Below are 15,777 nucleotides of genomic sequence, written 5' to 3'. Positions count from 1 at the left end.
CCGTCCTTTCACAAGTATCTTACTTACTAAACGCCAGCTTGCGCAATTTTGTTCCTGACAAAACTGGCAAGTTACAATGCTGCCAATGAATTCCCGACAATATCGCGTTTTGCTGGTTTGCCTCAGCCTGCTCGGCATGACCTTGGTCTGGCTGGCCACAGCGACATTCGGCCCCGGACTTTCCACGGACGGTGCTCGCTATCTCTCCACGGCAGAAAGCCTTTTGGCGGGGCGGGGCTTGTTGGATTATTTCGGCCGGCCGCTGACCAATTGGCCGCCGCTGTATCCCCTGCTGCTGGCTGCCACCAGCAGGCTGCTGAAGACAGAGGTTCTGGTCAGCAGTCAAATTCTTAATGTCTTGTGTTTTGGCGCCATCATCCTGCTCAGCGGCCGGCTCTTTGAGCGCAGCCTGCCCAGCAAGGGCTGGGCGGCGGCCGCCAGCCTGCTGGTGGCCAGCTCGCTGCCTTTCATTGAAGTGAGCGCCAACATCGCTTCAGACCCACTGTTTGCGGCGTGCTTGTTGGGCTTCTTGTTGGTGGCACAGGGCTACGTGGAAAAACGCCAACCGGCACAGTTTACTGCCATGGTAGCCCTGGCCATCGCCAGCACTTTCCTGCGTTACGCCGGAGTGTTGTTGATCGCCGGGGGCGCCCTGCTGGTGCTGCTGGCTTGGCGGCCGAACTGGCCAGCTGCCTTGGCGCGGGCGGCAAGCTTTGGCCTGGCCGCCAGCGCACCAATCGCCGCTTGGGCGCTGCTCTTCAATCTGCCCAACAGCGGCACACTGCTGGGCACACACCGCCCCGCCGAGGCCTGGACGAATTTCCTGGTGCTCTTCGAAAAAATAGGCGGCTGGTTTGTGCCGCTTAGCTGGACAAACGGCCCGGCAGTGGCCCTGGTGCTGATCGTCGCGCTTGCCGGCCTGCTGGCAGCGGGCCGCAAGCGCATCCCCTCCCTGCTGGCGGACCTGCAAAGCCATGCTGTGCTGCCCTCACTGGTGATGTTCCTGGTCTACGCCGGAGTGCTGATCTTCACCATCAGTACCAGTGAACACCGCGTACCCGGCAGCCAGCGACTGCATGTGCTGCTGCTGCCCATGTTCCTCGTGCTGGCCTTCACAGTCTTGCAGCGGATGCTTCCGCAGACAGACCGCAGACTCCTGTTGACCGCACTGGCGTTCGTGATGCTGCTACCGGTGTATCGGGTGCAAGCCTATGTGCGCGCGTCACTGCGTGAAGGCGACGTCAGCTTTTATAACCTGTACAATACGCGCACCATCCGCCAGTCCGACATTGTGGCCTATTTGCAATCCGAGCCCTTTGAGGATGATGTGGTGGTGTACAGCAATAACGAAGCCGCCGCTTGGTTCTACCTGCGCCAATGGATCCGGCGCCTGCCGCGCTATGAAGTGGACTTGGGCGAAGACGCGGCCTTAGCCATCCAAAGCTTTGCGGAGTGGCCCAAGCAGGACGAGCAGGCCGTGCTGATCTGGTTTGAACGCGACCTGGATTACAAAGACCAGGTGCCCACGCCGGATGAAATGGCGCAGCACCTGGTCTTACGTCTATTGTTCACCGGGCGCTATGGGGATGTGTATTCGCTAGGCAATTAGTGTTCGGGCTCTTCCGGGGCCGGCCCATCCTGCGGCACGAATTGCGTCCACGGTCCATGAATGCCATCTTCGGTGACGCCGAAGTAGTAACGCAGATCACCATCCACGCGCTGCACCAGGTCAAAACGCCGCTGCTTATACTGGGTATGGGCTTTTAACAAGCCGAAGTTGCCGCGCCAATCCGCAGACGGGTTCGGCTGTAGTTCAGCATAGGCCTTGATGGCGTAGTGCCACAACTTGCGGGCCGATTTTTCGGTGACGTTGTTGACCACCATGCCGTTGCGCAGGTCACGCACCACGTAATACGAGGCGCCATCGCGCTGCTCCATGCTGACGACTTCGACACCCGTGCGCGGCGCGTCTTCTGCCGGGGGTGGCGCCTCTGGGCGCGGCCGGGCCGGCTTAGCCGCCGCCGGTTTGCTGCGGGTGGCGGGCGGCTTGGTGGCCGCGCCATTGCGGCCCGTCTTGCGCCCTCCGCGCTCTTCACGTGCCGGGGGCGCCGGTTCAGGCTCAGCCTGCTTGGCGATCAGACGCACGATTTCATCGCGCACGGCCAGGCCGGTTTCCGCCTCGGAGCGAATATAGATCTTGTTGTCATCAATGGCGTACGGCCGTTCATCCCCGCGCGGCACCAGGATACGGATGATGTCCTTGCCGCCGGATTTGTGCACATCCACCGTGCAATGCAGTTCCGGGCTGATGCGCTGGCTGATCTCTTTCTCCAGGCGTCGCACGGCCATGCCAGCCACGCGCACCCCGGCCACCGGCCGGCGCGGGTCGTCGCTGACGCCAATGAACAACGAACCGCCGTTGGTGTTGGCGAAGGCGCATACATCCGCAATCACATCATTGAGGCGTGCCCCGCGCAGGCTCTCATGGAATTCCTGCACGATGTTGCTGCCCTCTTCACGGGCGGCTTGCACGAAATCGAAAGCGGGCTCTTTGTCCTTGGTCTGACGCTTGCCCACCCGGGGGCGGGTGCGAGCAAAGTCATTGCCCTCAAATAGCTCTTTTAAGGCCGCAAAGCTGCGTTCCGGCAGCAGGGCTTCCGTGACACGCCCGCCGATGCCCAGGTTGGCACGGCGCACGGGATCATTGTCCAAGCGATGGGCATCTGAGCCTTGAATGCAGTGCATGCGCCGCGGGTATTCGGGTTTGCTGCCGCTGAAGAAAGCCGCCGTGGAAAAGCGCCCGCGTTTTTCCAGATCTGTGATCTCCAAGGCGTGCAAGTGCAGGTCCTGGGTATAAGCAATCTTGGTTTGGCCGCCAAACTTGATGCCGCGCATGGCGACGCCATTGCTGGAATTGGCATGGGCGGCAATCGCCAGTCCGCCGGCCTCATGAATGGCATGATAGGCGGTGAGCACATCCGCAGAGGCGCCCACCGTGACCGAACCATCCTCCAGTTGGTTGGCAGGAACATTCAAATCCAGGAGGATGTATTCCAGCTCACGCAGCGATTTATCAGGCGGGAAAATGCCCAGGATGTGAAAACCGAAGGTGGCGGTGAATTCAAAGCCCGGCAGAACCAGCACTTTGCCGACCAGGCGTTCAAATTCTTGCAGGCGCTGTTCCTCTTCGGGCAGGATGCGGTTGAGCGAGCGCAGCAAGCGCAGCTGCTCCATCTCCGCTTCCATGGCCCGGCAGCCCGCCACGGTGTTATGGTCGGTCAGGGCGATGATATCCAGATCACGCGCCTCAGCCCTGCGCAAAATGTCCAGATAACTGGCTTCGGGATTCTGATAATCGCTAGATGCCGGGGTGTGAATGTGCAAGTCCATGGAATACCAGTTCATGGACGGGTGTGGGTTGTCGTTGTTTTTTGCTTCTGTTTTCTTTTGTAGTAGGTTTTTAGGCCACATAAATATACTCTAGCCTCCCTGTACCCCTTGAGACTCTAACAGGTCTAGCAAGGCGCCGGGGGAATATGGTTTCATCAAAAATGCGTTCGCGCCAGCCTGGTGGGCATTTTGCCGGTAATCCATGCCGGAAGAAAGGATCACGAACAGGTTTTTGAGGTTGTGGTCTGCGCGTATCTTACCCAGCAAATCCAATCCATTGCCGTCTTGCAAGTTTACATCCAGCAGTAGGGCATCGGGTTTTTCGGCGCGCAGAACTTCAATGAGGGTTTGAGGGTCGCTCAGGCAGGTCGCCTGGTGACCTTCCAAGAGGAGAACCTGCTGCAGCAGTTCAAGCAACAGCGGTTCGTCTTCCAGTAAAACGATGTGCTTAGGCATGGGACGCAGGCGCGGTGCTGGGCTTGCGTTTGGCTCCATTGGCCTGCTCACGGCCGGGTTTGGCTGGTCGGGCTACCAGTGCGAACTCCAACACTTCGTCCATGGTGCGGACGAAATGGAAGGTCATTTTGTCACGCACTTCTTTGGGCAGCTCTTCCAGGTCGACCTGGTTGCGTTCAGGCAGGATCACGGTCCTGATGCCAGCACGGTGGGCAGCCAGGACCTTTTCTTTGATGCCGCCGACTGGCATGACCTGGCCGCGCAGCGTAATTTCGCCGGTCATGCTGACATGCGGCTTGAGCGGCCGGCCGGTGAGCAGCGAAACCAGCGCGGTCACCATCGTGACGCCGGCCGAGGGGCCGTCCTTTGGCTGGGCACCCGCCGGCACATGCAAGTGGAGGTCGGTCTTCTGGAAGAAGTCAGCGTCGATGCCCAATTTCTCCGCCCGGGAACGCACGAAGGACAAGGCAGCTTTAGCCGACTCTTGCATCACATCACCCAGCTGGCCGGAAAGCTGGAAACCCTTGCTGCCCGGCATACGCGTGGCTTCGATGAAGAGCACATCGCCGCCACTCGGCGTCCAAGACAGGCCAGTCACCACGCCAGGCATGGCGGTGCGCTTGGCAATATCTTCGGTGTGGTAGAACTTGGGTGGGCCTAAGTATTCACGCACCAACTCAGGGGTGATACTGACGGATTTCACCACGCCTTCGGCGATCTTGGTCACCACTTTGCGGCACACCGCGCCGATCTGGCGCTCCAGATTGCGCACGCCCGCCTCGCGAGTGTAAGAGCGGATCAGGCTGCGCAGCGCTTGGGGGCTGAACTTGGCCTCGCCCTTGCGTAGACCGTTCTCGGCCAGTTGGCGAGGCACCAAGTAGCCTTTGGCGATGGCCAGCTTATCGTTCTCGGTGTAGCTCGAGAGACGAATGATCTCCATGCGATCGCGCAACGGTCCGGGGATCGATTCCAGCGAGTTGGCGGTGGTGATGAACATGACCTGCGAGAGGTCAAAGGCGACTTCCAGGTAATGGTCGCGGAATTCGTTGTTCTGTTCGGGGTCCAACACCTCCAGCAAAGCGGAGGACGGGTCGCCGCGGAAATCGTTGCCCAACTTGTCAACTTCGTCGAGCATGAAGACCGGGTTGCGCGTCTCCACCCGGCGCAGGGCCTGCATGATGCGGCCGGGCAAAGCGCCGATGTAGGTGCGGCGGTGGCCGCGGATCTCGGCTTCGTCACGCACGCCGCCCAGCGAAATGCGCACAAATTCACGCCCCAGCGCGTGGGCGATGGAGTGGCCCAGCGAGGTCTTGCCGACGCCAGGCGGGCCGACAAAGCACAGGATCACCCCTTCCCGTTCGCGACGCAGCGTGTCCTTGCGTGTGGTTTTGCCCAGCTCGCCAGCGCGTTCGTGGCGCAGCTTGCGCACAGCCAAGTACTCCAAAATGCGCTCTTTGACGTCGCTGAGGCCGAAATGGTCACGGTCGAGCACTTTGCGAGCGTGAACGATATCCAAGTTGTCGTCTGAAGACTTGGACCAGGGCAGCGCCACCAGCCAATCGAGATAGGTGCGAATTACGCCGTATTCAGCGGCCGCGGTATTCAGCTTGGAGAGCCGGTCGAGCTCACGGCGGGCTTGTTTATCCGCCTCTTCAGGCATCTTGGCCGCATCAATCTTCTTGCTCAGCTCTTCCACTTCGGCGGCGGTCTCATCGGTTTCGCCCAGCTCGCGCTGAATGGCCTTGAGCTGCTCACGCAGGAAGTAATCGCGCTGCATGCCCTCGATCTCGGAACGCGCTTCATTCTGAATGCGCTGGCCGACTTCAAGCACTTCGATTTCACGGGTCAGAAATTCGACCAGTTTTTGCAGTTTGTCACGCAGCGAGTCGTATTCCAAGACCTGCTGGGCATCTGCCAGGTCCATGCGCTGCAAATTGGCGATCAGATAGACCGTTTGCAGCGGGTTCTCAATCTCCAAGATCGAGGAAATCAATTCCTGGGGGATGCTGCCAATCAGTTCGGCAATGCGTTCGAACTGGCTGCGCACACTACGGGCCAGCGCTTCGATTTCCAGGTTCTGCTCGCTGGTCTCCGGGTAGGCCTCGACTTTGGCCTTGAGGTACGGTTCGCTGGCCACGAATTCGCCGATGCGAATGCGCGAAAGCCCCTGAACCAGCAAGCGGATGGTGCCGTCTGGGGAACGGAAGAGGCGATGCACCGAGGCCAAGGTGCCCACACGATACAGGTCTTCCGGCCCAGGGTTTTCTTTTTCAGGGTCCTTGGAAGCGACCAGGCCCACCAGGCGGCTGCCAGAGACGGCATCGTCCACCAGGCGGATGGAGCGTGGCTGCCCAATCGTCAGCGGCACACCAGTTTGCGGGTAGACCACCACGCCGCGCAGCGGCAGGATGGGCAGTTCCGCCGGCACTTCCGTGCCCTCGGTTTGGCCATCCCCGCTGGGATCGGCGTCGTCTTTACCGGGTACGACCTTGGTCACAGTTGGCCCCAGCAAGACTTCATACAGCTCCGCCTCGCTATTGGCCTCGTTCCATTCCCAATCGGGGTTCAAGTCATCCCACCAGTCAAAAGGCATTAGCGGCTGCCCGCCTTAGGCAAGGTGACCAACAAAAAGCCGTCGGCGTATTCTGCGGTGATGTGGTCACTGTCCACTTCGGCAGGCAGGTCCAGCACGGAGAGAAAATCCCCATAGCGCACTTCGAGCTGGTGATAGGCGCCTTGCTGGCTGGGCGGCTGGCGCAGCCCGTACAAAGCCAGCTGGCGTCCCTCCACCGCAATGTGCAGTTCGGCGTCTTGCATCCCGGCGATTTCCATGCGTACGACTAAGGTCTTGTCAGTTTCCTGCAGGTCCGTAGGTGGACGCCAGAGGTGCGGCCGGGACTTCCACTGCCGCGTCACCGTGGTGACGCGGAAATGCACTTCCTGGGGTTCACTCCAGGAAGTGGAAGACTGCCGAATGGTCAGCTCGCCCCGGCGCATGCTGATCGCCTAGAGCGCTCCACGGGCGGCGGCCAGCACGGCCTCAAAGTCCGGCGAGTCTCCCAAGGCAGCCATATAGTCGGAATAAACCACCTTGCCCTCTTTGTCCAGGACGAAGACGGCGCGGCGCAGGATACGGCGCTCTTTGACCAGCACGCCGTACTTCTCGCCGAAGTTGGTGTCGTAGGCATCGGAAACGACCTTGACCTTGTCGACACCGCTGGCGGCGCACCAGCTCTTCAGCGAGAACGGCAGATCGGCGCTGATGCCGTAGATGACCACATCGTCGCCCAAGGCAGCCGCTTCTTCATTAAAACGGCGCGTCTCGGCATCGCAAACGCCAGTGGCCAGCGAAGGCAGAGAGGCGATGATGCGCACCTTGCCCTGCGTGCTCTCAAGCGCCTTCACTTGGTTCCAGTCGTGGTCGTGGACGGTGAATTCCGGGGCATTCTGGCCGACTTCAATGTCGGGACCAATGACAGTCACGTCCTTGCCCCCCAGCTGCAATAAACCAGTTCTTTCCATATATAGTGCTCCTCAATTGACGGAAGAATATTAGTGCTCAGGTATTGTACCCAGCTTCCCTATTGCGCATGTAAGAAAAGCATCAGATGTACCAGCGAAAGTGCTAGAATCGCCGCCATGCTGCCTGACTATTGGCTACTGTTGGCCCTGGTGTTCGCCGGCGGGTTTGCCGCCCTGATCCTGCAACAAGCCCGATCACAAAGTGACCCCAGCCAGTCTCTATTGGGCAGCGGCCTCTTGGCTTTGGCGCTCTTGCTGGGCATCCAGATCGGGCTGCGCTTCGAACTCAATGAGACTTTGGTGAAGCTGTTTTATTGGGGCCGCGGCATGCTGCTGGTCGCCTGGCTGGGCCACGGCTACACCAACCTAGTACTGCCCGGAAACAGCCTGCTGAGGAAGCTGACCCCCGCCCTGCTGGCTGTTTCCGCCGTGGCTCTGGGGCCGGCCCTCAGCACCCAACTGACCCAGGCGCAAACCTGGTATGCCCCAGCCCAGCCGATCTACAGCCAGCTGGGCGACCTGCTGGCCACCAACCGCCCCACACGCTGGCTGGCTCTGGCGCTAAATCTGTACGGGCTGGCGACGGTGGGCGCAGGCCTGTGGCTGACCCGCAGCCAAGGGGCGCCCAACCTCTGGGCAGGCCTTCTGGCTTTGCTAGCGCTCGGCTTGCTGGCTTTTGCCTGGGCGGTGCCCAGCCCTGAACTGCCCCGCCTGTATGCACTGGAGTTGATGCCGCCCTTCCTGCTGTTTGCCGCTTGGCGGCTGAGGCAGGCCAGATGAAGTTGAATGCAAAGTTACTGGGCTTCCTGGCGCTGGTTGCACTGGCCCTATGGCTGCGGATAAGCCAGTACCCGCACCTGAGCCTGTCTGTCTCCAACTACGACAGTGACCGGTACGGGGAGGCAGGTCAGCTGGGTTTCCCCTCTCTGAGATTTTTCACGTCCATCCAACAGCCTACAATTGCCTGGGCCTACCAGGCTTTGGAGCCTGACAGCGGTTACCAGATCACCAACATCAGCAGCCCGGGTGACCAGCTGCACCCGCCGCTGGTCTGGCAGCCCGGCTTTGAGCGCATCACCACTCTGCAGGCGATGGTGGCCACGCTGGCTTGGGTGGCTTTGGCTTGGGCGGTTTTCCGCAGTATTGAGACACCGCCATTGCAGTACCTGGCCGCCGGTTTAGTGCTGCTGTTCGGCTTAAGCCCGCAAGTAGTGGAATGGGACTATGTGATGCTCTCCGAACCGCTGGCGATCTCACTGCTGGTGGCTTTGCTGGCTGTATCCATCGAACTCATGCGCACATTGGGGGCTGCAAAGCCTGCCGGGCGCGGCAAACGGCTGGCCCTGGGAGCGTTATGGCTGCTGATCACCGTGCTGTGGGTGTTTGCGCGCGACACCAACAACTACATGCTGCCGGCCTTTGTGGCGGCCCTGATCGCCATGCGGTTCTGGCAGCCAGACCGCAGCCAGCTGCCCACGGCAGCCCTGGCCGGGCTTGGGCTGGCTCTAGTGCTGCTGTTCGTGACCGCCTCCAGCCTGGCGCAGCAGAGCGGCCGCTGGATCAACCCGTTCTTCAACAATCTGCTGGACCGCGTCCTGCCGGTAGCGGAGCACCGCGCCTTCTTTGAAGCGCGCGGTCTGCCCGTGTCTGAAGAATTGCTGGCCGAAGTGGGCGGCAACCTGACGGAGCTTTCGCTTTTCAACCTAAGCGATCTGGTGCGCTGGACGGAACAGAACGGCACGCAAAGCTATATGGCCTTCCTGGCCAGCCACCCGCAGTGGGCGCTGCAGGAATTCGTCGAGGACACCCAGCACGCCTTCACGGAGAACGCCCAGCCTTTCTTCCGCCGAGACACGGAAGTTACGCCGGCCTTCCTGGTTTACCTGGGCGACCTGCTGCACCCGACCGACAGCTTGATCGTATGGCTGGTGGTCCTCCAGCTGGGGGTGCTGCTCTGGCTGGCCGTCAAGCGGGGCAACAGGACCCGGATTGGCCTGGCTTTACTGTTCTGGCTGTTCTTCCTGGGCTCCGTAGGTACCCTGTTTGTGAGCATACACGGTGATGCAGCCGGCATCGTGCGCCATGCGCTCAGTTCGGTTTTGCTGTTCCGCCTGTTGCTTTGGCTGCTACCCGGGTATATTTTGGACGCCCTGGCCGAAAGTCGGGCGAACAAGAACGCCTGATGACAAAAACGCCTTTTCGCAAACTGCTGGTTCACTGCGCCCTGATCACCGCCGCAGGCTTCAGCCTTTACACACTATTCGCAGACCGCTTACCGCACCCCGAAGACATCAGTCCTTTTGTCTATGCGATAGCGCTTCTGGTATGCCTGCTGGCCTGGCTAAAATTGCCCAAAGGGCGCAAATGGTTGTATGGGCCGATCGTCTTGCTGTGCCTGCTGGCCTTATTGGATGAGAGCGGCTACGGCAGCGAAGTATTTGACATCCAGCCGTTTTATTCCACGCGCTACAACACCGAGGTGCGTGATCTGCACAATGCCTTCGGCCTGGGACAGGAACTGCTGAGCCTGTGGCTGGCAGAAAAGAACTGGCAGGCCGCTGAATTTATGAAGTTCCTGTTTCTGGATGGCGCCCTGATCTTGGGCGGCTTTTTGTTCGCCTGGGGTTTGCAACTATCCAAGGAGACGGAACGCCAAGACCGGATCGTACGCTGGACGCCAACCGGTTGGCTGCTGCTGGGCCTGGCGGCGGCTGGCTGGCTGCTGGCGCTGCCTGCAGATGAGCGTACGGCCGTGTGGGGCGGCTATTCCATAGCAAGGCTCTCCACCATAGCCGGCATTTTGCTTGCCTCCGCCCTGCCTTTGTGCCTGGCCCGCCGCACCGGCTGGCAGCCGCTAAAAGCCAAGCTGGCAGCTTGGCTGACCGGCCGCCGCGGCCAGCAGGTTGCCCTGTGGGCTGCCGCGCTGGTGCTGGCTGGCTTGGCCTATCAGGTGCAGGCGACCTTTGTCTTCCTGCCAGATGCGCAGGTGCGCCTGGCCCGGGTGACGCCAGTCGCCATGTGGCTGCTGGCGGCAGCCGGGCTGGCCTGGCTGAGCATCATGGCTTGGCGCGGGCACTTCCGCCGCTCCCTAGGCGCCTGGCTGCGAGATGCGCTGAACTGGCTGGAAAGTGAACCCGCCTATTTCTATGCCGGCTTTGCGCTGGCGCTAATTCTGGTGGCCCAGCTGATCGACCGTGAGGTCATCCCGCTCAACCAATGGATACCACCGGCTGAACACATCCCTCTGTGGGGGTTGTGGACGGAGGAGGTCTTTGAAATGCTGGGGGCGGTCTTCTTTTTTCTGGCTGGACGGCATTTCAAGACAATAAACGATAGTTCAAAGGAACCCGCATGAAAGTGACAAACCCCCTCGTGCACATCGGCATGGTTCTGGCCATTTTGGCCGCTTGCCTGCTGTTGTTTAGCTTTCTACCGGGCTCCCTGCCCGCCCCGGAGCCGATGAGCCCACCGACCTATCTGGTGGCCACGATCCTGTGCGCGCTTGTGCTGCTTTTGCTGCGCCGCAAACAGCTGTGGACTTACTTGCCCATTCCGCTGATCAGTTTGTTTGCGTTTCTGGAAGAATCATCCTATGGGGTGGAAAGCGGCGCAGTGCAGCCGCTGACCTGGGAGCGGCACAATGTGCCGGTCTACGACCTGCACAATTTCGTGGGGGTGTTGAATGAGGTCATTCAAATCGAGCTGGCCGATGCCGGTTGGCATTTTGAATTGGGCGGCCAGCTGCTGCTGAGCGTTTTAGCGATCCTGGTCGTCTGGCTGCTTTTTATTGGGCTGTACTGGCTGTTGGCCAAGCGAACCAAGGCCCTGTCCAACCTGCACCTGGGCTTCTTCCTGGCTTTGTCTTTGTTTGGCATCGTCTACCTGCTCTCACTGCCTGCAGATGCCAAGGGCAGCCTGTTATTGGGCTACTCCGCCACGCGCCTGCTGCTGGTGGGCGGACTGCTGGCGGGCGGGCTGTTGCCCCTGTGGCTGTGGCGGCAGCCCTGGTTTGCTGGCTGGCTGACTTCGAAAGCGATCAGCCGCCGCTTGTTGCCCGCCGCCCTTTGGCTGGCCGCGCTGGCCGGGCTGGCCTTTGTGGCTTGGGCGCCGCTGGACTCGGCACCAGACAAGGTCGTGCTGGTGCAACGCCTGGCCGCCCCCCTGCTGTGGCTGTTGGCGGCCAGTGGCGTGACCGGGTTGGTCTTGTTGGCGGCATCCGGCAGATTGACCCGCTTGGGCAACTGGCTGGACCGCTTTCGCAAAACCTTCTTCCAAACCCACCCGGCCTATATCTACGTAGTGGCTGCCGTGCTGATCATTGTTTTCGCCCAGGCGATGGACCGTTATCTGATCTCGTTCAAAGACAACATCAGCATGCTGCACCCCACCGGTGAGGACTGGGATTATTGGATAGAAGAAACCCTGGAACTGTGCGGGGCTTATCTGTTCCTGGCGGCCAGCGTGGTGCTGGCCCTGCCCGGCTGGCAAGCGCTCCAGCCGAAAAAGAAAAGCCCCTGACGGGGCTTTTCTTTATTTGAGCTTGATGCGCACATTGGCCGGCTTTTTCAAGCGGACTTTGCCACCGCTTCCACCAGAGGCGGGGGCAAGATTGCTCCGCAGGCTGCCCCACAGCATGGGCACAGCCACCAGCGCAACCAGGATCAGGATGACGGCAGCAAACAGCGTCCAAGAGGCGGGCTGGGCCACCTCTGGCACCAGGCCACCGGGGTTGTACTGGGCGGCCGTGTCACTGCCTGAGGCACCCGTCGACGAAGCCAGCGAAACGCTGAGGGCGCGGTTGACCCCATCACGCAGGGTGGCCGGCGAGGTGTAGGTGATGGCGTACTCGCTCTGCAGCGCGGTGGCGTAGCTGCTGTATAGGGTGGTCAGGCTGTCCTCGTCTTCAGCGTAGCCATACAGGCCGCCAGCCCTATCGGCCAGGTCCTGCAAGCGCGGCTGATTAATACCCGCCATGGCGCCGCCCTGCCCCGGCAAACCAAGGCCCACCGCCGAGATGGAGAGCCCCATGGGGCCGATGCGATTGACGACCGTGTCGGTATTGGCGGAACTGGAATTGTCCATGCCATCGGTCAGCACAATGATCGCTTTGCGGCCGCTCTCGGCCTCCAACTGCTCCACGGCTGCCATGAGCGCGTCATACATGGCGGTGTCATCGCCGGCAGTCAGGCTGTCCACCGCGGCGCGCAGGGCTTCCTGGTCGCTGGTGATGGGCTGCACGGTTTCGATCTGCGTGTTGAAAGCGATTAGGCCCACCTGGTCGCCGGGGCGCATACGGTCAATGAACTGGTGTGCGGCCGCTTTGGCTGCATCCAGCTTGCCAGCCGTGTCCATGCTGCCGGAGACATCCATGACCAGCATGGTGGTCAGTGCCCCCACATCGCCAATGCCTTCAATGCGGTCCAGCGGGATGGGCTGGCCATTCTCGGCCAGCTGAATGCGGTTGGGGTCCACCGGCAACGGATTGCCGGCCGCGTCCGTGGCGGAGACGTAGACAGTGACACGCGGGAATTGGCTGGTATCCACCTGGGTGACGCGGATGTTCTCCTCGGCCTGGGCCAGGGGTGCGAAGGCCGCAGTCCCCAAAAGGGCCAAGACAGCCAAAAGCGTGATGGAGAGGCGAAGTGTCTTCATGGGTTACCTCTTTTCGTGATAGACCATTTGGGTATTGCCGATCCGAATGGCCTGTTCGTCTTTTAGATTGGCGACTTCGATCCGGCGGTTGTTGATAAAAGTGCCCTGACTGCTCATATCCTTGAGCGTCATGTGCGTGTCTGCGCCTTTGAGCAGGGCATGTTGTGGGGCAATATCCGGATCAGGCAGGACGATGTCTGCCTTGAGCGCATCTGAGCCGATATAGGCCGAAGGCCCATTGGCGTGAATGAACTTGTCCAGCACGAATTCCGTGCCCTTCATCTTGCCCGTAACCACTTCCAGCCAGGCTTTGGAGAGCAGCAGCACAATGAGGGCAATGAAAGCGCCCACCGCCGCGCCGAGCAGGCCCAGGCCGGCCGCCTTGCCCATCAATGGGTCGGCAAAGCGCTGGCGGGCGAACTCCAGCAAAAAGCCGCCGACCGCGCCACCCAGCAGGCCGCCCAGGATCGGCTTCCACAGCTGGGACCCGCTGCTGAAACCCAAGCCGGCGCCGATAAAGGCGCCGAAGATGGCCCAACCCAGCGCACGCGTCCAGGCTTCGCCGCCCAGGCTTTGGAAGGCATATTCGGCCAGCGGCAGCCCGGCCGCGCCGCCCAGGGCGCCGAGCAGCCCGCTGATCAGCCCGGCCCGCAGGCCGTAGAGCGGGCTGCGGGCGGCCAGGCCCTCACTAAGGCCGATCAGGGCGCCGATGCACAGGCCGATCAGCGCCCCAACGACGACTTCGCTGAGATAAAGATTCTGCACGAACGAAAGGCCGAGCAGATTGCTGGCCTGCCAGCCGATCAGGCCGCCAATGGCGCCCAATAGGCTGTAGTAATACAGACGGGTGTAGCGGTTCATTCTTCTGCCTCCTGAGCGGCCTTGGCTTGGCCTTTGTCTGAAGCCGGTGGCTGGTGTAAATTCTTCCAGTCCACCACCGGGTGGGATTTGCGGTTAAAGAGCTCGTAAAAACCGTAGCCTTGCTGGGCGTTCAAGTTGCCCTCTTTGTCTCGAATAAAGAAGCCCGCGGTGTGGCTGTGCGGTTCCACCACCAGCGCTACCTGCCAGCGATGCGGGAAAAAGTGCCGATGCAGCCAAAGGTCGTAACCGGAGAGAAAAACGCTCATGCGCGGATGGGTGTGGTACCAGCCCACAATGTGCTTGTTGGCGTAGCGCTCCTCCAGGGCGGCCAGCATGGCCACCTGGCTGTCGTGTGTGAAAGTGAGGAAGGTGCTGCCCGAGCGCACCTGCTGGGCGGGCAGGAGCGCCTCCACCACCAGGTAAGGCTGACCCGTGTCCGGATCCTGACAGTGCCGCCCCGCCAACCAGCCGCCTACTTCGTTATCCAAGTCGGTGTTGGCGTGACGGTGGATGGCCTGGAAGGCAGTTTGGGTCATGAAGACCTGAGTGTGCGGCGCAGCATCCGGCTCACCCTCGGCCAGCCAGCGCTGGGCGCGCTCCAGCGGCAGACGCGCCGGGCGGGGCGCCTGAGCCGCTACCAGTGGGGAGATGTTGGTGTGGGTCATAAGCAAAAAGCAGGCGTCTGGGCAGGGCTGTTTTGCCAGCCCTGCCCAGGCCAAGTCATTACCCGGCGGTGACGTCGGCGGTCATGATCAGCCGGTCTTCGGCGGGGATGCCGGCGCCAGACAGGGTTTCCTGGTCCTTCAACTCGCGGCCCAGGGCCTTGCTGTCCAAGCGGTAGCCCATCGGGCGGCCGTCCGGGCCGGTGGTGGGCAGTTCCAGTGAAGTGGCCAATTCCGGGATGAGGTCCTTGACCTCCACGTCATCGGGCACATCGGCGGAACGGCTGCCCCCCGAGGGCAATACTACGGTTACAGGGATCTCTGCCATGTCTAACTCCTTTCAAGTTCTTCTTGGCAATCAACGGCAGCATGCTGCCGGGAACCACTATTTGAGGCGAATGCGCGGCTTGGTTTTGGGCTTGTCCTTGATGCGGACCCGCTCTGGGCGCAGCAACTCGCGCGCATCCACCGGGAAGGCGCGTGGGTTGCGGCGCCGGTATTCCCGGCTCCAGCGGGCGGCCTCCGGATCCCAGGGGAATGGCGGTTTGGTGGGATCGTCGTGGAAGTTCTTGTACTGCACCATCTCGCCGATCATCAACACCAGGCGGTCCAGCGAGCGGCTGGCCGTCCACCAGGCAGCGTCCACACAGACTGTGCCGTTGAGGTGGTTGATGTTGGGATGCCAGACCGGGGTCAGCCACTTCATCCCCGGCCAACGCTGCGGGTATTGGTTGTGCAGATAGATCTCCACCTGGTGGCGTTCGCCAAACTTGGGCGTGCCGGAACGGTCAACGCCCACGATGCCTTTGCAGGTGTAGGTCACGATGTATTTTTCCGGCGGCAGGCCTGGCCGCTCGGAAAGCGCCTTGAAGTCGATAAAGTCGCTCTGAGCCGCCAGCTCCTGCATGCGGGTGTGGTCGGCTTTCAGGCGGCGCAGACGCGGGCTTTCCGTGCCGACGGCGCCGGCGGTGATGTCGGCGGTCAGGATCAGGCGGTCGTCGGCAGGCACGCCGGCAGTAGCCAGGGTCTCGTCCTCCTTCAGTTCACGGCCCAGGGCCTTGCTGTCCAGGCGGTAGCCCATCGGGCGGCCGTCTGGCCCTACAGTGGGCAGCTCCAGCAGCGAAGCCAGCTCGGTGACCAGGTCGCGGATGGGGATGTCGTCCGGCATTTCGGCCTTGCGCGCCCCACCGCTGGGCATGATGATCGTGATTTCGGTTTCAGCCATAGGATCTCC

15 protein-coding genes are annotated in these 15,777 nt (G+C 61.3%); 5 read left to right on the top strand and 10 right to left on the bottom strand.

Annotated features, from left to right (window positions below; translation table 11 throughout):
- The first annotated feature begins 85 nt into the window (after positions 1-85).
- Positions 86-1,609, top strand: a complete 1,524-nt coding sequence (locus KF885_07525; protein MBX3049006.1) for a glycosyltransferase family 39 protein — start codon at positions 86-88, stop codon at positions 1,607-1,609.
- Here the strand turns inward: KF885_07525 and KF885_07520 are convergent.
- The 5 genes from KF885_07520 to tpx form a co-directional block, all read right to left on the bottom strand.
- Positions 1,606-3,390 carry a putative DNA binding domain-containing protein gene (locus tag KF885_07520; GenBank protein MBX3049005.1) on the bottom strand — a complete coding sequence of 595 codons (1,785 nt, stop codon included), beginning with the start codon at positions 3,388-3,390 and terminating at the stop codon, positions 1,606-1,608. The two genes, KF885_07525 and KF885_07520, sit on opposite strands and share 4 nt — an antisense overlap.
- 90 nt (positions 3,391-3,480) lie before the next feature.
- Positions 3,481-3,846, bottom strand: a complete 366-nt coding sequence (locus KF885_07515; protein MBX3049004.1) for a response regulator — start codon at positions 3,844-3,846, stop codon at positions 3,481-3,483.
- Positions 3,839-6,439, bottom strand: coding sequence for an endopeptidase La (gene lon / locus KF885_07510; GenBank protein MBX3049003.1), 2,601 nt, complete (start codon positions 6,437-6,439; stop codon positions 3,839-3,841). The genes KF885_07515 and lon overlap by 8 nt, the downstream gene beginning before the upstream one ends.
- Positions 6,439-6,843, bottom strand: a complete 405-nt coding sequence (locus KF885_07505; GenBank protein ID MBX3049002.1) for an Hsp20/alpha crystallin family protein — start codon at positions 6,841-6,843, stop codon at positions 6,439-6,441. The genes lon and KF885_07505 overlap by 1 nt, the downstream gene beginning before the upstream one ends.
- 9 nt (positions 6,844-6,852) lie before the next feature.
- Positions 6,853-7,368, bottom strand: coding sequence for a thiol peroxidase (tpx, locus tag KF885_07500; GenBank protein MBX3049001.1), 516 nt, complete (start codon positions 7,366-7,368; stop codon positions 6,853-6,855).
- Between the two features lie 117 nt (positions 7,369-7,485).
- On the opposite strand from tpx, the gene KF885_07495 reads away from it, so the two are divergent.
- Genes KF885_07495 through KF885_07480 form a run of 4 tightly spaced genes read left to right on the top strand, consistent with a single transcriptional unit; the run spans position 7,486 to position 11,886 of the window.
- The gene (locus tag KF885_07495; protein MBX3049000.1) at positions 7,486-8,148 is read left to right on the top strand and encodes a hypothetical protein; all 663 of its coding nucleotides are present in this window, start codon (positions 7,486-7,488) and stop codon (positions 8,146-8,148) included.
- Positions 8,145-9,551, top strand: coding sequence for a hypothetical protein (locus KF885_07490; GenBank protein MBX3048999.1), 1,407 nt, complete (start codon positions 8,145-8,147; stop codon positions 9,549-9,551). The genes KF885_07495 and KF885_07490 overlap by 4 nt, the downstream gene beginning before the upstream one ends.
- Positions 9,551-10,723 carry a hypothetical protein gene (locus tag KF885_07485; GenBank protein MBX3048998.1) on the top strand — a complete coding sequence of 391 codons (1,173 nt, stop codon included), beginning with the start codon at positions 9,551-9,553 and terminating at the stop codon, positions 10,721-10,723. The genes KF885_07490 and KF885_07485 overlap by 1 nt, the downstream gene beginning before the upstream one ends.
- Positions 10,724-10,725: 2 nt before the next feature.
- Positions 10,726-11,886, top strand: a complete 1,161-nt coding sequence (locus tag KF885_07480) for a hypothetical protein (protein MBX3048997.1) — start codon at positions 10,726-10,728, stop codon at positions 11,884-11,886.
- A 12-nt stretch (positions 11,887-11,898) separates the two neighbouring features.
- Here the strand turns inward: KF885_07480 and KF885_07475 are convergent, their stop codons facing one another.
- The 5 genes from KF885_07475 to KF885_07455 are packed head-to-tail and all read right to left on the bottom strand — an operon-like array spanning position 11,899 to position 15,768.
- A complete protein-coding gene (locus KF885_07475; protein MBX3048996.1) occupies positions 11,899-13,020 on the bottom strand; it encodes a VWA domain-containing protein in 1,122 nt (373 codons plus the stop codon).
- 3 nt (positions 13,021-13,023) lie between these two features.
- Positions 13,024-13,881, bottom strand: coding sequence for an FHA domain-containing protein (locus tag KF885_07470; protein ID MBX3048995.1), 858 nt, complete (start codon positions 13,879-13,881; stop codon positions 13,024-13,026).
- A complete protein-coding gene (locus KF885_07465; protein MBX3048994.1) occupies positions 13,878-14,546 on the bottom strand; it encodes a Mov34/MPN/PAD-1 family protein in 669 nt (222 codons plus the stop codon). Before KF885_07465 ends, KF885_07470 begins: the two co-directional genes overlap by 4 nt.
- Before the next feature lie 58 nt (positions 14,547-14,604).
- The gene (locus KF885_07460) at positions 14,605-14,871 is read right to left on the bottom strand and encodes an EsaB/YukD family protein (GenBank protein MBX3048993.1); all 267 of its coding nucleotides are present in this window, start codon (positions 14,869-14,871) and stop codon (positions 14,605-14,607) included.
- Positions 14,872-14,928: 57 nt separating this feature from the next.
- Complete coding sequence (locus KF885_07455) at positions 14,929-15,768, bottom strand: hypothetical protein (protein MBX3048992.1); 840 nt, start codon at positions 15,766-15,768, stop codon at positions 14,929-14,931.
- Between the last annotated feature and the right edge of the window lie 9 nt (positions 15,769-15,777).

The sequence above is a fragment of the Anaerolineales bacterium genome (genome assembly GCA_019637805.1).
Lineage (GTDB): Bacteria > Chloroflexota > Anaerolineae > Anaerolineales > UBA11579 > JAMCZK01.
The sequence above is the reverse complement of the archived record's forward strand: the minus strand, read 5'-3'. Positions and strand labels throughout refer to the sequence as shown.

Excerpts from the sequence above, each read along its gene's own strand:
- KF885_07465 (MBX3048994.1), bottom strand. The coding sequence starts at position 14,546 with ATGACCCACACCAACATCTCCCCACTGGTAGCGGCTCAGGCGCCCCGC.
- KF885_07490 (MBX3048999.1), top strand. The coding sequence starts at position 8,145 with ATGAAGTTGAATGCAAAGTTACTGGGCTTCCTGGCGCTGGTTGCACTG.
- KF885_07460 (MBX3048993.1), bottom strand. The coding sequence starts at position 14,871 with ATGGCAGAGATCCCTGTAACCGTAGTATTGCCCTCGGGGGGCAGCCGT.
- KF885_07495 (MBX3049000.1), top strand. The coding sequence starts at position 7,486 with ATGCTGCCTGACTATTGGCTACTGTTGGCCCTGGTGTTCGCCGGCGGG.
- KF885_07485 (MBX3048998.1), top strand. The coding sequence starts at position 9,551 with ATGACAAAAACGCCTTTTCGCAAACTGCTGGTTCACTGCGCCCTGATC.
- KF885_07475 (MBX3048996.1), bottom strand. The coding sequence starts at position 13,020 with ATGAAGACACTTCGCCTCTCCATCACGCTTTTGGCTGTCTTGGCCCTT.
- tpx (MBX3049001.1), bottom strand. The coding sequence starts at position 7,368 with ATGGAAAGAACTGGTTTATTGCAGCTGGGGGGCAAGGACGTGACTGTC.
- KF885_07520 (MBX3049005.1), bottom strand. The coding sequence starts at position 3,390 with ATGGACTTGCACATTCACACCCCGGCATCTAGCGATTATCAGAATCCC.
- KF885_07455 (MBX3048992.1), bottom strand. The coding sequence starts at position 15,768 with ATGGCTGAAACCGAAATCACGATCATCATGCCCAGCGGTGGGGCGCGC.
- KF885_07515 (MBX3049004.1), bottom strand. The coding sequence starts at position 3,846 with ATGCCTAAGCACATCGTTTTACTGGAAGACGAACCGCTGTTGCTTGAA.
- KF885_07470 (MBX3048995.1), bottom strand. The coding sequence starts at position 13,881 with ATGAACCGCTACACCCGTCTGTATTACTACAGCCTATTGGGCGCCATT.
- KF885_07525 (MBX3049006.1), top strand. The coding sequence starts at position 86 with ATGAATTCCCGACAATATCGCGTTTTGCTGGTTTGCCTCAGCCTGCTC.
- KF885_07505 (MBX3049002.1), bottom strand. The coding sequence starts at position 6,843 with ATGCGCCGGGGCGAGCTGACCATTCGGCAGTCTTCCACTTCCTGGAGT.
- lon (MBX3049003.1), bottom strand. The coding sequence starts at position 6,439 with ATGCCTTTTGACTGGTGGGATGACTTGAACCCCGATTGGGAATGGAAC.